The 12,723-nt window shown below is 64.7% G+C and carries 10 protein-coding genes and 1 pseudogene; 9 read left to right on the top strand and 2 right to left on the bottom strand.

Annotated elements, in window-relative coordinates:
* Positions 1-13: 13 nt before the first annotated feature.
* The 9 genes and pseudogenes from SALPAC3_RS0107880 to SALPAC3_RS27890 all read left to right on the top strand — a co-directional run bounded on the left by SALPAC3_RS0107880 (position 14) and on the right by SALPAC3_RS27890 (position 10,896).
* Entirely contained in the window at positions 14-3,148 is a 3,135-nt protein-coding gene (locus SALPAC3_RS0107880) for a polymorphic toxin-type HINT domain-containing protein (RefSeq protein WP_018220701.1), read from the top strand.
* Positions 3,148-3,546 (top strand): hypothetical protein, encoded by a 399-nt coding sequence (locus tag SALPAC3_RS0107875; protein ID WP_018220700.1) that lies wholly within the window; start codon positions 3,148-3,150, stop codon positions 3,544-3,546. Before SALPAC3_RS0107880 ends, SALPAC3_RS0107875 begins: the two co-directional genes overlap by 1 nt.
* Before the next feature lie 161 nt (positions 3,547-3,707).
* Positions 3,708-4,940 (top strand): ISAs1 family transposase, encoded by a 1,233-nt coding sequence (locus SALPAC3_RS25520; protein ID WP_232430477.1) that lies wholly within the window; start codon positions 3,708-3,710, stop codon positions 4,938-4,940.
* A 630-nt stretch (positions 4,941-5,570) separates the two neighbouring features.
* A complete protein-coding gene (locus SALPAC3_RS28660) occupies positions 5,571-6,287 on the top strand; it encodes an IS110 family transposase (RefSeq protein ID WP_332308166.1) in 717 nt (238 codons plus the stop codon).
* Complete coding sequence (locus SALPAC3_RS28655) at positions 6,259-6,702, top strand: IS110 family transposase (RefSeq protein ID WP_026185337.1); 444 nt, start codon at positions 6,259-6,261, stop codon at positions 6,700-6,702. The genes SALPAC3_RS28660 and SALPAC3_RS28655 overlap by 29 nt, the downstream gene beginning before the upstream one ends.
* A 142-nt stretch (positions 6,703-6,844) precedes the next feature.
* Positions 6,845-8,353 (top strand): ISL3 family transposase, encoded by a 1,509-nt coding sequence (locus tag SALPAC3_RS25515; RefSeq protein ID WP_232430476.1) that lies wholly within the window; start codon positions 6,845-6,847, stop codon positions 8,351-8,353.
* Between the two features lie 61 nt (positions 8,354-8,414).
* Positions 8,415-8,612 (top strand): annotated as a pseudogene (locus SALPAC3_RS25510) (NUDIX hydrolase); the annotation flags it as partial.
* 608 nt (positions 8,613-9,220) lie between these two features.
* Complete coding sequence (locus tag SALPAC3_RS26820) at positions 9,221-9,736, top strand: SMI1/KNR4 family protein (protein WP_332308189.1); 516 nt, start codon at positions 9,221-9,223, stop codon at positions 9,734-9,736.
* 545 nt (positions 9,737-10,281) lie between these two features.
* The gene (locus SALPAC3_RS27890; RefSeq protein ID WP_155253902.1) at positions 10,282-10,896 is read left to right on the top strand and encodes a hypothetical protein; all 615 of its coding nucleotides are present in this window, start codon (positions 10,282-10,284) and stop codon (positions 10,894-10,896) included.
* Between the two features lie 295 nt (positions 10,897-11,191).
* Here the strand turns inward: SALPAC3_RS27890 and SALPAC3_RS0107850 are convergent, their stop codons facing one another.
* Together SALPAC3_RS0107850 and SALPAC3_RS0107845 are read right to left on the bottom strand one after the other, a co-directional pair.
* Positions 11,192-11,398 (bottom strand): (4Fe-4S)-binding protein, encoded by a 207-nt coding sequence (locus SALPAC3_RS0107850; protein WP_018220698.1) that lies wholly within the window; start codon positions 11,396-11,398, stop codon positions 11,192-11,194.
* Between the two features lie 11 nt (positions 11,399-11,409).
* The gene (locus tag SALPAC3_RS0107845; protein ID WP_026185336.1) at positions 11,410-12,684 is read right to left on the bottom strand and encodes a cytochrome P450; all 1,275 of its coding nucleotides are present in this window, start codon (positions 12,682-12,684) and stop codon (positions 11,410-11,412) included.
* Positions 12,685-12,723: the final 39 nt, after the last annotated feature.

The following is a 12,723-nucleotide window of genomic DNA, read 5'->3' as shown; positions in this document are numbered from 1 at the left end:
GCTGCCCCTGTCGGTGTCGGGTAAGGACTGGTACGGCGCCGAAACGGTCTACTCGCCGTACGGGCAGGTGCTGCGCTCCACCCTCGGGGCCCAGCCGTACCGGGTGTGGACCACCGCCTCCTACGACAACGACAGCGGCGCCCTCACCGACCAGCAGGTCCACCGGGAGCAGACCGATGACCAGAGCATCGTCGCCGCCAACCTGGTGTCGCACCGCTCCTACCGGTACGACGATGCCGGCAACGTCACCTCGATCCGTGAGCGCTCCCTCGGCCTCGAGGAGCGGCAGTGCTTCACGTACGACCCGATCGGCCAGCTGAGCACGGCGTGGACGGCGACCGACCAGGAGTCCTGTGCCGCCAGTCCGGCCGGCGACACCGTGACCGCGGGCACCGACGGTGCCGGCTACTGGCAGGAGTACGAGTACGACCTGCTCGGTAACCGCACGAAGCTGGTGGAGAAGGATCTCACCGGCGACACCGACAAGGACGCCACCACCAGCTACGACTACGGCAAGGCCGACGGCACGCAGCCGCGCACCCTCACCAAGGTCACCAAGGACTACGTGACCCCGGGCGGCGCGGAGATCACCGCCGTCGCCGAGCGGCTGTATGAGCTGACCGGCGAGACCAAGGTCGTCACCTCCGTGGAGAACGGCGACCAGCAGGTGCTCTCCTGGACCTACGACGGCAAGGTCGACCGGATCACCGGCGCGGGCAGTCGGGGTAAGACCGCCTACGTCGGGTTGGCCGACAAGTGCATCGACCTGAACAAGGCCGTCCCGGGCGAGGCGGTTCAGCTGTACCCGTGCAATGACACGGTCGCGCAGAAGTGGGCCTTCGCTCCCGTGCCGGACCAGGCTGACCCGAACCTGGGCACCCTGTCCGTGTATGACGACTGGTGCGTCCAGCCCGCCGGCGACACCGCCGGGTCGGCCATCGCGACGCAGGAGTGTTCCGGGTCGACTGATCAGCACCTGGAGCGCCTCTCCACCGGGCAGCTCAAGCACCCTGCCTCCAGCCTGTGCCTCGGGGTGAAGGACGAGGTCACCGACGACCGCACCCCGCTGGTGCTCGTAACCTGCGACGCGGACTCCGCGGCGCAGCAGTGGGAGGCGCAGGACGAGACCCGGCACCTCTACGGGCCCGGCGGCAGCCGTCTGCTCACCATTCAGGACCAGCAGGCGACGCTACACCTCGGCGAGGTGGTGCTGACCGTGCAGCGGGGCGGGGTGCAGGTCAACGCCCAGCGTTCCTACCCGGCGCCGGGTGGTGTGGTGATGCGTTTCGTGTACCACGCCACCAGCTCTCCCCGGCTCGTCGCCCTCGCCGGTGACCACCAGGGCAGCCCGTATGCCGAGGTCACACTCGATGCCGAGATGTCGGTGCGGGTCCGTAAGCAGGATCCGTTCGGTAACCAACGCGGCACCACGCCCCTCGGCGTCAAGATGCAGACCCGCGATGGCTTCCTCGGCGCGGACCGGGATGACGCCTCCGGCTACACGCCGCTGGGTGCCCGGCTCTACGACCCGGTGGTGGGCCGGTTCCTCTCCGCCGACCCGGTGTTGGACATCGCGGACCCGATGCAGTCCAACGGGTACGTGTACGCCCACAACAACCCGGTGACCCACTCGGACCCGACGGGTCTGTCGGTGTCGTTGACCGATTCGGAGAGAGCGGCGGCACTCGAGGGCGCGGGTCTGTCGGCGGCGCAGGTCGCCCAGGCCCAGTCCGACATGAACCGTTCCTTGAGATCGGTGATTCTCAGCGCGGGCTGGGAAGTCCTGAAAGAGTTCATCGGCATCAACGACGCCGAGAACTGCTTCGGCGGTGACATGTGGGCGTGCGGCAGCCTCATTATCGGGGCGATTCCGGTCGGAAAGTTACTCAAGCTTGGGAAGGTGAAGGGGGCCGTTGAACGGACGGTCTCTGCGATTCAGGTATGGCGTAAGGCGAAGCGTACTGCCGAAGGGGTGCTGCGCAGGGCCAAGGCGGCGGAGGCGGCGGCGCTCAAGACCAAGAAGCTGGCCATCGAAAAGGCGAAGAAGGCAGCCCAGGCCGCGAAGAAAAAAGCCGCCGAGATGGCTCAAACAATTAGTAACAGGGCGACGAACGTCGCGAAGAAGACAGGTGGTCCGGTCCAGAAGAACGCCCAGGCGAGATCCAACCCCAAGGGATCGTCGGCGGCCTCCAGCGGAGCCGGCAAGTCCGGCAAGTCCGGTGGTGGCGCCGGTAAGAGTGACTCCAAGGGCGGTGGGAAATCCGGCGCGACGACGCGGAGCAACGGCGGCTCAAGCGGCGGGTCCTGCCCAACCCCCCGCAACAGCTTCGTTCCTGGCACCAAAGTCCTGATGGCGGACGGCTCGACCAAGCCGGTGGAGGATGTGCAGCCGGGTGACGAGGTCCTGGTCACTGACCCGGAGACGGGCGAGACCGTGGCCGAGACGGTCACCGCGGCCATCAAGGGTGACGGTGTAAAGAAGCTGGTGAAGGTCACCATCGACACCGATGGCGACCGTGGTTCGGAGACCGCCGAGGTCACCGCGACCGATGGCCACCCGTTCTGGGTGCCGGAGCTGGGTGAGTGGATCGACGCCACCGACCTACGTTCTGGCCAGTGGCTGCGGACCAGTTCCGGCACGTACGTGCAGATCGCGGCGATCGACCGCTGGGACGTCCTGCAGGCCACCGTCCACAACCTCACCGTCGCCAACATTCACACGTACTATGTGGTAGCCGGCAACACCCCGGTCCTCGTACACAACTGCAATGGCAGCACAAATAGCCATAACGCCGACATCCCGGTGCATTCCGATATCAACAAATTCAATGCTCGCGCTGGGGAGCTGGTCAACAATAGATTCGAGACTCATCCGCTCAATCCTGACCAGATGAATGGCGGCGACGTTGTCGGACATGGTGGTGTGAGGAATCTTTCAAACAACGATCTGACTAGGCCCGGTGGACCGCAAGGAAACGATCCAATTCGTGGGGCACGTGACTGGGCGCCAGGAGACTGTAGCTGCTATCCTGCATCCCGGATCTATATTACTGGCGGTCACCACCGGACTGCCGAAATCGCGAGAAGGGTAATGGTCGGAGATATGAGTCCGGATCGGCTAATTGAATTTGTGATATCCCCGCCTTGATGACGTCGATGAAGATCGTCATGGGTGGTGAGGGGCGGTTTGTCGCCGTGGTGCTCCGCGGCGACGCCGCCGCCCCTGAACGGCTGTGGGTCTGCGTCAGAGGAGGCCACGCACCTGCTCATAGCAGCTGGTCGGGCTGTTGGAGTGGTACGAAGGCTATAACGGGGCCGGACCTTCAACAGTTCCTCGAAAGACTCGACGAGAAAGTGACGCAGGGCGGCCGGTCGGGGCCGTTCGGCCCCTACCTGGATGAGCACTACTTCTTCGATGGTTGGGATTCGTGGGGCAGTGGCATCCCGTCGCCGCTGGCGAGTTCTGCGCCTGACGAGATCTTGGCGAATGCTGGGCTTGCATTGTCTATTGCGGAACTTGTCAGTGGTGTCTTCGGGGCCGAGTGAATTCAATCGTGGCAGGAGCCAGGGCTCCGGCAAGGTAGCGATATGACCGTTGTGGCCGGTTGGGTGGGGACGCTCCGGATCATGGTGGTATAGAGACGGGCGCGGCCTTTCGATGATCATCCAGGTGTCGAGTCTGGGAAGATCAAAGAGGACCACGCCCGTTGGGATCATCATCGCTGATTGATGTGTTGGCCGTGCACGCGGACCACCTGGATGAGTCGTTGCCGGTCCAACGCCGGTCGAGCCTGGTCACGGCGTTGGCGGCAGTGCCGGACCGGCGAGACCCCCGCGGTGTCGTCCATGCGTTGCCCGCGGTCCTGGCCACTGCCGTCGCGGCGGTGCTGACCGGTGCCCGCTCCGCGGCGGCGGTCGCGGAATGGGCCGCTGATGCGCCGCAGCAGGTCCTCCCTGAACTGGGCGTGTTCCGGGATCCGTTCACCGGGGTGCATCGAGCTCCGGACGAGTCCACGTTCCGGCGAATCCTGGCCGGTGTCGACGCCGACGCCCTGGACGACACGGTCGGTCGGTGGGTCCTCGCGTGCCAGCCGGCGGCGACCACCGGGCGACGGGTGTACAGCGTGGACGGCAAAACCTTGCGGGGCAGCGGCCCGGCCGGTGAACAGGTGCATCTCCTCGCAGTGCTCGACCAGCACACCGGGACGGTCCTGGGCCAGGTCGACGTCGACGGCAAGACCAACGAGCTGACCCGCTTCCAGCCGCTGCTGGGCCCTCTCGACCTGACCGCGGTGGTCGTCACCGCCGACGCGTTACACACCCAGCGCGAGCATGCCCGCTGGCTGGTCGACACCAAGAAGGCCGCCTACGTCTTCACCGTGAAGAAGAACCAGCCGCGTCTGTATCGGCAGCTCAAGACCCTGCCCTGGACGAAGATCCCGATCCAGGACGAGACCAGCACCCGCGGGCACGGCCGCTACGACATCCGCCGCCTGCAAGCAGTCACCTGCACCGGGCCACTCGCCCTGGACTTTCCCCACGCCGTACAAGCACTACGGATCCGCCGCCGACGGCTGAACCTGGCCACTGGCCGCTGGTCCACCGTCACCGTCTACGCGATCACCAACCTGAGCGCAGCCCAGGCCGGCCCTGCCGAACTGGCCGACTGGCTGCGCGGGCACTGGGCCATCGAAACTCTGCACCACCTCCGCGACACCACCTACGCCGAGGACGCCAGCCGCCTACGCACCGGCAACGCACCCCGCGCCATGGCCACTCTGCGCAACACGGCGATCAACCTGCTCCGGCTAACGGCATCACCACCATCGCTGCAGCCCTACGCCACAACAGCCGAAACCCATACCGGCCACTCCAACTACTCGGACTCGACTGAAACGGCCATATCGTCACCTTGCCGGAACCCTGGGCAGGAGCCGTGAGCGAATTCGGTGGGTTGGCGCTACAACTCTGTGTATCGGGGTGAGCCGTCGGGCGCGCTCGTGCGCGTGGGTTGCCGTCATCGTTGCCGTCAAGCACGTACATAGCATGTAGGTAGAACGATATTATTGTCCAATGTGTACCTCCGTGGCCTTCGTACTTGGTCGCCATCGTTGGCTGAGACTGGTTGAGGTAGACGGTGCCGTGCCGCGTCAGCGGTGCGGCGGCGGTCGCCGGTAGCCACCGGGTGGCCTGACCGCCCGAGCGATCGTCACGGCCTCTGGCGTTGTGGGCTTGATTAGCTGCCGACATCGGGCGACTTGTTGCGTGGGCGCGTGCGCGCGGGCCGGAACGGCATAGCGCGTGCGCGTGCGTCCGGCGTAGCCGGGCGCTCTTGATCCTGTAGAGCAGTTTTGAGCCAGTCGGACGCTTCTATAGGTGTGCCGGTTCCGGGAGGGGATTGGTGCCGGTACGGTCCGGCGTCGGTGATCTGCGAGTGACTCAACCAAGATCTGGCCACCACGGTGTGCCGTTCGTCGGACTTGTCCTTGTGGGTCGCCGGCGCCGGCCCGGCCCGCCTTGCTGGCCTGATCAGAAGCCTGTCCGTGCTTGTCGCGTGACTCATCACAGATGTGCCGCCGGGTGATCGCCTCCCGGGCCGACGCTGTCCGAATGTCGGCCTAAGAAGAGGAGACCTCGTGTCGTCCGTCCTGGCAGAACGACTCGCAGATCGCGTCGACGCGATCATCGGCGTGGACACTCACACCGACACCCACACCGCGGCGGTGGTTTCGCCGGTCGGGTCAGTCCTGGCCGAACTCACCGTCACGGCCACAGCCGACGGTGTCGCCTCCCTGCTGGCCTGGGCTGGTGAGCACACCAATGGGCTCGGCTCCGGCCGTCGCGCCTGGGCACTGGACAGTGCACGCTCGCACGGAGTCGGACTGCTACGCGCACTTCGCACCGCCAACGAGACCGTCTTCGAGGCGCCCAAACCCACGGCGACGGCCCGGCGGCGCGGCGGCAAGTCCGACTCCCTGGACGCGGTCCACGCCGCCCGAGCCGTCCTGGCCGCCGACCACACCACCACGCCGCGCCGACGGCGACCGCGAAGCCCTACGAATCCTGCACGCCTGCCGCCGCCACTACACCGACACCCGCACCGCCACGGTCAACCTGTTCAAGTCGCTGATCCTCACCGCCGACGGCGAGTTACGCGACCAGTTCCGCGGCCGAAACACCGACCAGCAGGTCCGCCTCGCCGCCGACCTCACCGCCGGCGAGGACGCGGATACGCTTGCACGGCTGCGCTGCGACCAGATGACCGCCCTGGCCAACCACATCCGTGACCTTGACCGGCTGCTGGCCACGAACCTGCGCCAAATCCGCGACCTGGTCACCGCCATGTGTCCGCCGCTGCTCAAGCAGCCCGGCATCGGCCCCGTCACGGCTGCGGTCGCTCTAATCTCCTGGTCGCACCACGGGCGCGTCCGCAGCGAAGCCGCCTTCGCCGCCCTCGCCGGGGTCAGCCCCGTGCCCGCCAGCTCTGGCCGCACCGTCCGCCACCGCCTTAACCGCGGCGGCGACCGGACCCTCAACTCCGCCATCCACACCATTGCCAAGTCCCGCCAGCGATACCACCAACCGACCAAGGACTACATCACTCGCCGCACTACCGAAGGCCACACCCCACGCGAGATCACCCGCGTCCTCAAACGCTACATAGCACGCCAAATCTGGCGGATCATCCAAGCCACCCCTTGACAGCAACCCTCACAGATCTTGGTCGAGGGCCTTGGGGTCCGGGGGACTGCGTAGAGATTTGGGCTCTGTCTCACATTCGGTGGTGACCGAGGGTGGTCGATGTCGTTGAGGTCATGTGTGCAAGATCGATGATCTTACGAAGATGGTGTTCTCGGGGCTGTCCCCGTTGGTGATCGATGAGGTCACGGACGAGGGCGAGCGGATCCTGGTGCGGGCTCGGACTCCTGGAGGAACGGTGGCCTGTCCGGGCTGTGAGGCGGTGACGGGCCGGGTGCACGGGTATCACCAGCGGACTCTGGCGGATGTGCCGGTCGATGCCCGGCCGGTAGTGGTGCGGGTGCGCGTGCGGCGTCTGGTGTGCCCGACGCAGGGCTGTCGTCGCACGTTCCGGGAACAGCTTCCGGGTGTTCTGGAGCGTTACCAGCGTCGCACGTCCCGGCTGAGCGCCCAGGTCGCTGCGGTGGTGCGTCATCTGGCTGGCCGGGGCGGTGCTCGCCTGTTGTCGGTCCTGGCGATGGTCGTCATGTCCCGTCACACCGCGCTGCGGGCGCTGCTACGCGTTCCGCTGCCCGAGCGGCGGGTTCCCCGCGTGCTCGGGGTCGACGACTTCGCGCTGTGCCGCCGTCGCCGTTACGCCACCGTCCTGATCGACGCGGTCACCCGTGAACGCATCGACGTGCTGCCCGACCGCAAGGCCCACACGTTAGAGACATGGCTGCGTGAGCATCCCGGTGTCGAGGTGGTGTGCCGGGACTCCTCGGGCGCCTACGCCGAAGCGGTCCGCCGCGCCCTACCCGACGCGTTGCAGGTCGCCGACCGCTGGCACCTGTGGCACAACCTCGGGCGAGGCCGTCCGCAAAGAGGTCACCGCCCACAGCACATGCTGGGCCACCGCCGGCCTACCGCCGCAGCAAGGCATCCGGGCCGTGACCACCGGCAGCGGTGGCAGCAGGTCCACGACCTGCTCGACAAGGGCGTCGGCCTGCTCGAATGCGCCCGCCGACTCAACCTCGGCCTGAACACGGTCAAACGGTATGCCCGAATCAGCGAACCCGAACGCCTGGTCCGCGCACCGCAGTACCGGCCCACCCTCGTCGACCCCTACCGTGACCACCTGCGCCGACGCCGGGAACAAGACCCCGCCGTCGGCGCTACGCAACTTCTCGCCGAGATCAGGGAACTGGGCTACACCGGCAGCATGAACCTGCTCTACCGCTACATCACCCAAGGCCGCGTCGAAGCCGACCGCCCAGCCCTGTCGCCCCGACGCCTCACCCGCTACCTCCTGACCCCACCCGACCAGCTCACAGACCATCAGCGCACGCTCGTCCACGCCCTCACCAGCGCCTGCCCGCAGATGACCGCGCTGGCCGGCTTCATCGGCTCGTTCGCCGCGCTCCTCACACCCGCAGCCGGTAACGACGACCATCTCGACACGTGGATCGCCGAGGTCAAGCCCACGGACCTACCCCACCTGCACACCTTCATCCGCGGCCTCGGCCTGGACCGCGACGCCGTCAACGCCGCCCTGACCCACCCCTTCAACAACGGCGGCACCGAAGGCGTCAACACCAAAACCAAACTGATCAAGCGACAGATGTACGGACGAGCGGGCTTCGCTCTCCTGCGCCATCGAATCCTGCTCGGCTGACCAGCACCCTCCATCACCACCGAATGTGAGACAGAGCCGAAAACAACAACGCCACACTCCCCCGATGGGCGAGGTGCGGCAGGAGTTCACCATCACCTACCTCGCCCGAGCCACCGGCGGCACACTGGCCGTCAGCGACGAATCCACCGAGGTCCGCTTCATCCACCCCACCGAGTTCGACCACATCCCCATCCACGACACCGTCCGACTCCGCCTCCACCACCACACCGAGCACCGCGACATCCCCTATCTCGGATAACGTCGGCCATCGATGCCAAGGTTGCTGAAGGGCGCGGACATCTTCCCGGGTTGCCGTCACCGTCGCCGTCAACACCGATAAGCTTCGATGTTGTGAGTTGGCGCTACGCACGAAAGGCCAGGTGAAACGCCATGAACACGTAAGTCACACTACGTGACGGGCTGAAAATCCCACACGTACTATGTGCTAGCCGGCAACACGCCAGTCCTCGTACACAACTGCAACACGAACGGTGAAGCCGAGGTTAGGATCCCTGGGTGGGCCACAGCTGCCGAGGAACAGCAGTTTGCAGACTACGTAGACGCCGCTAATGACGCCATTGCGCGGGGCCAGATGTCTCCCACGGGTCGAGTTTCTACCACAGGCGAAATCCGAAGGGCGGCAGCCCGGGAGGCAGCAAGGGAACGGCGTCGTGCGGATGCGGCTGGAACTCCCTACACTGGCGTGGCAGGGCATGCACCGGATGCGATGTGGCTGGGCCACGGGAAGCCGCCAACCTGGATCGACATGACGAAGCGGGTGAACAGTAGTCTCTCTGGCCAGGGTCAGCGCTGCCCGGTCGGGTGTAGTCCTAGGAGATTCGTGCTGATTAGGTAGTAGGGGTGCGGATGTTAGGTTGGTCAGCGCTTTTTGCGGAAATGGAGACGGCAAAGCTCAGGCTGGAGGCCAATGACAGGGAAGGACTCTGGCGGCATGAGTCGCGTCGGCCTCCGGCCGCAGAGGAGCGGATCGCGGAGATAGCCGCAGTGATGCGGTGCCCTTTGGATCTAGAGTACGCCGACTTTCTTCGACATTCGGATGGTTGGCCCGCCATTCTGCAGGACATTGATCTGTTTGGTGTTGCAGAGTTTGGCACCGCCGCTTTCGCAGATGCCGAAGAACTCGTGCGTGTGGTTGAGGGTGAGGTGGTAATCGAGCGAGGGGAGGGTTTCTCCCGTTTAGTTCCCATCGGTGCGTCACGAACCGGCATTGACATCCTGGTAATGCCCTGCGTCGAAGGCCGGAATCGACCGGCGGCAGTTATTTGGCTCGCAGGTGGGGTAGTTGAGAGGTATGGTACTTTTTCGGATTTTTTTCGTGGAATGATCGCCGAAAATCACGCGGAGGCAGATGCTCTGGCGTGAACTATTTCAGCCGGCGAGTCTAAGTGCCTGCTTCACCAAGGCAGGGCTCCAGCAAAGTAGTGATGGTGTCTCACGGTGATTCTTGAAGCAAGAGATTAATCTGGACGAGTTGACCAAGCTTAGTATCGGCGACCTCTCCACGATTCTTGCTGAGCGAACGCCCTCCTGGACCGGCATTCATCTCTATTAGTGGCACTCTATACTCGAATTATTCACCTCACGGCTGGCGTCCGGGAGGCCCTTGTGGCGAGAGCGGCGCGGCTATCTACGGCGGGTCTCCTGCGGATCAGGGAATGCCAATTACGCACGAGATGCTCGTGACCGGCCAGGTTTCGACGCCTGGGGGAGCTTCCAGTCGCTAAGCAAATCTTCCCATTCCAATGTAACTGTGGCTGATGAGGGGTACAATGCGCTGTTTCGGACTCGCTGGTCACCGACTTGAGACGGAATGCACCTCGCTGATCACTGAGTCGCCGCGCTTTATTATTGGAGGCGGCGTGGTGGTTCTAGGGCCCTACTCGGATCGAGCGCGGCATGAACGATTCGTGCTGGAAACCGTGGGTAGTGTCGATTGGTTTTCAACAGTGGAGGTCGACGAATTCCGTTTCGATGCCGAGTCTGGCCTGCTTAGAGGCGTAGCCCTTCGGGTTCCGGAGCGTATCGGTTTTGTCGGACACTATGTGACAGACTTCAATCGTATTGAAGAGCTGCGAGCTACCCCGAGATTAGTCGACGCTGCGAACTTCCAAGTTCGGCCGACAACTTATCGCATTTTCGAGCAGGGTTCCTTGATTTGTCTGCGAGAGGTGGCCGACGCGGGACTCAAAAATCCTGTTTGGGTTGATATTGCGCCAGCACTGTCCCTATTGATTGTCGGTGGAGAATATGTGGGATGGCGCCTGAAGGAACCTGCGTCGGTATTGGAGGATTCCGATAGGCAGTCGCCGCGTGGGGAGATCGATGGCGAGCTGAATAGGGGACTGGAGGAATATTTAGAGCTGACATCCTTTCCGTATTTGGATCGAATCTTTGAGGGTGACTTGCGCGTGCGGGGTAAGCTCGAAAAGATATCTCACCGGCTGCGGGTGGGTCGGGGGAGGTGTGGGCGTCGCGAAGTCCTAATTAATCAAATAGACAGCCTGATTAGGGATTGGTATTAACCGCTTTAGGATTCGTGGCGAATCGGACCCTGTCTGGGGGGCTGGTTGGAGTTTCAGGCCCTCCAGCGATTCCTGGGTTGTGTAGGTGATGCGTCGGTGTTGAAGTGCGCGTTGGGCGGTCATGGAGGCCACGCCGTAGAGGTCGGTTATTTCGCGGGCGGACGGTAGTGGGTCGTCGGGTTGAGGCGTCCGTCGCAGGCCTGGCCGATGCGCAGGCGCAAGGTAGGAGCCTGGTCGCCCCCGGCGGGACAGCTCCACCAACGCAGTGGAGATGGGCAGGCAAACAGAGCTTCTGTTAGCTGTCGCCCGGTTCTTCGATCAGGGAGAGTGCGCCTGATGGGCAGAGTTCGACGGCCTCGCGGGCGCGGTGGGCGGCTTCGCCTTCGGGGTGTTTGGTGATGAGCATGACGATGCCGTCGTCGTGCTGGTCGAACACGGTCGGGTCGGTCAGTACGCACTGGCCGGCCCCGATGCAGACGTCGGTGTCCGCCTCGATTCGCATGTGGTCCTCCGTTACCAGGCGACGGGGAGTCTTTCGGCGCCGTAGACGAACGCGTCGGATTTGAACGGGATGTCGTCGAGCGGTGCGGCCAGGCGGAGGGTGGGGATGCGGCGGAACAGGGTGTCGAAGACGATTTGCAGCTCCATGCGGGCCAGGGTTTGGCCGATGCACTGGTGTGGGCCGAAGCCGAAGGCGACGTGGTGGCGCGCTCCGCGTTCGAGGTCGAGCCGGTCTGGGTCGGTGAAGACCGTGGGGTCGTGGTCGGCGGCCAGCCCGGAGATGACGACTCCGTCGCCGGCGTTGATGGTGGTGCCGCCGAGCTGTACGTCCTCGGTGGCGACCCGGGCGGTGACCGTGTCGGCGATGGTGAAGTAGCGCAGTAGCTCCTCGACAGCCGGCGGTGTCTTTTCCGGGTCCTCTTTGATCATGGCTAGCTGGTCGGGGTGTTGGAGCAGCCCCACGACGCCGAGAGAGATCATGTTCGCGGTGGTCTCGTGGCCGGCGATGAGCAGGAGGAAGGCCATACTGACCAGGCTCGTGCGATCGAAGGTGCCGGCCGCGTGGTGTTTGGCGATCTGCCGGCTGAGTAGGTCGTCGGTGGGGTCGGTGACCTTGCGGTCGATCAGCGCGCCGAGGTAGGTGTTCAGTTCCTTCTGGATGCGGAGCCGGACCTCCGTTGGTGTGGTGTGCCGGATCAGGGGGCCGCTGCGCGCCTGGAAGAAGTCGTGGTCGGCGTAGGGGACGCCGAGTAGCTCGCAGATGACCAGTGACGGCACCGGCAGCGACAGCGCTTCGACCAGATCGGCGGTGCGTTGATCGGAAGACAGCATCTCGTCGATGTGCTGGTCGACGATCTGCTGGATCCGTGGCCGCAGCCCGGCCATCCGCCGGACGGTGAACTCGCCCATCAGGGCTCGCCGCGCCTGGGCGTGCTCGGCGCCATCCATGCCGATCATGGAGGTGGGCTGGTCCTGCAACTGCTTTCTGGTCTCCGGGTCGGTGCTGACGAACGGGAAGTTGTCCCGGCGGCGATCGGAGGAGAATCGCCGGTCGGCCAGGACGGCGCGTCCCAGCTCGTGCCCGGCGATCCACCATGCTTCGCGGCCGGTCGTTAGGCGGACCTTGGCGAGCGGGGAGTGTTCCCTGATCTGTTCGTATTCGGTGGGTGTGCTGAAGGGGCATCCACGTTCGAGGGGAAACTCGGCGTCGGTGACCTCGCCGGAGGCAGGCCCTGACGTGGTAGTCGAGGAGATCCCTGGCGTAGTGGTCGAGGCAGTTTCTGTCATGGTGATCGTCACCTCGCAGAAGTCGATGTTGTCCCGCCC

It is taken from the genome of Salinispora pacifica DSM 45544 (assembly GCF_000378845.1).
Taxonomy (GTDB): Bacteria; Actinomycetota; Actinomycetes; order Mycobacteriales; family Micromonosporaceae; genus Micromonospora; species Micromonospora pacifica.
The sequence above is the reverse complement of the archived record's forward strand: the minus strand, read 5'-3'. Positions and strand labels throughout refer to the sequence as shown.

What these genes read in the sequence shown, in the direction of transcription:
- SALPAC3_RS0107875 (WP_018220700.1), top strand. Translation starts at nt 3,148, where the DNA reads ATGACGTCGATGAAGATCGTCATGGGTGGTGAGGGGCGGTTTGTCGCC.
- SALPAC3_RS28655 (WP_026185337.1), top strand. Translation starts at nt 6,259, where the DNA reads ATGACCGCCCTGGCCAACCACATCCGTGACCTTGACCGGCTGCTGGCC.
- SALPAC3_RS25515 (WP_232430476.1), top strand. Translation starts at nt 6,845, where the DNA reads ATGGTGTTCTCGGGGCTGTCCCCGTTGGTGATCGATGAGGTCACGGAC.
- SALPAC3_RS26820 (WP_332308189.1), top strand. Translation starts at nt 9,221, where the DNA reads ATGTTAGGTTGGTCAGCGCTTTTTGCGGAAATGGAGACGGCAAAGCTC.
- SALPAC3_RS0107850 (WP_018220698.1), bottom strand. Translation starts at nt 11,398, where the DNA reads ATGCGAATCGAGGCGGACACCGACGTCTGCATCGGGGCCGGCCAGTGC.
- SALPAC3_RS0107845 (WP_026185336.1), bottom strand. Translation starts at nt 12,684, where the DNA reads ATGACAGAAACTGCCTCGACCACTACGCCAGGGATCTCCTCGACTACC.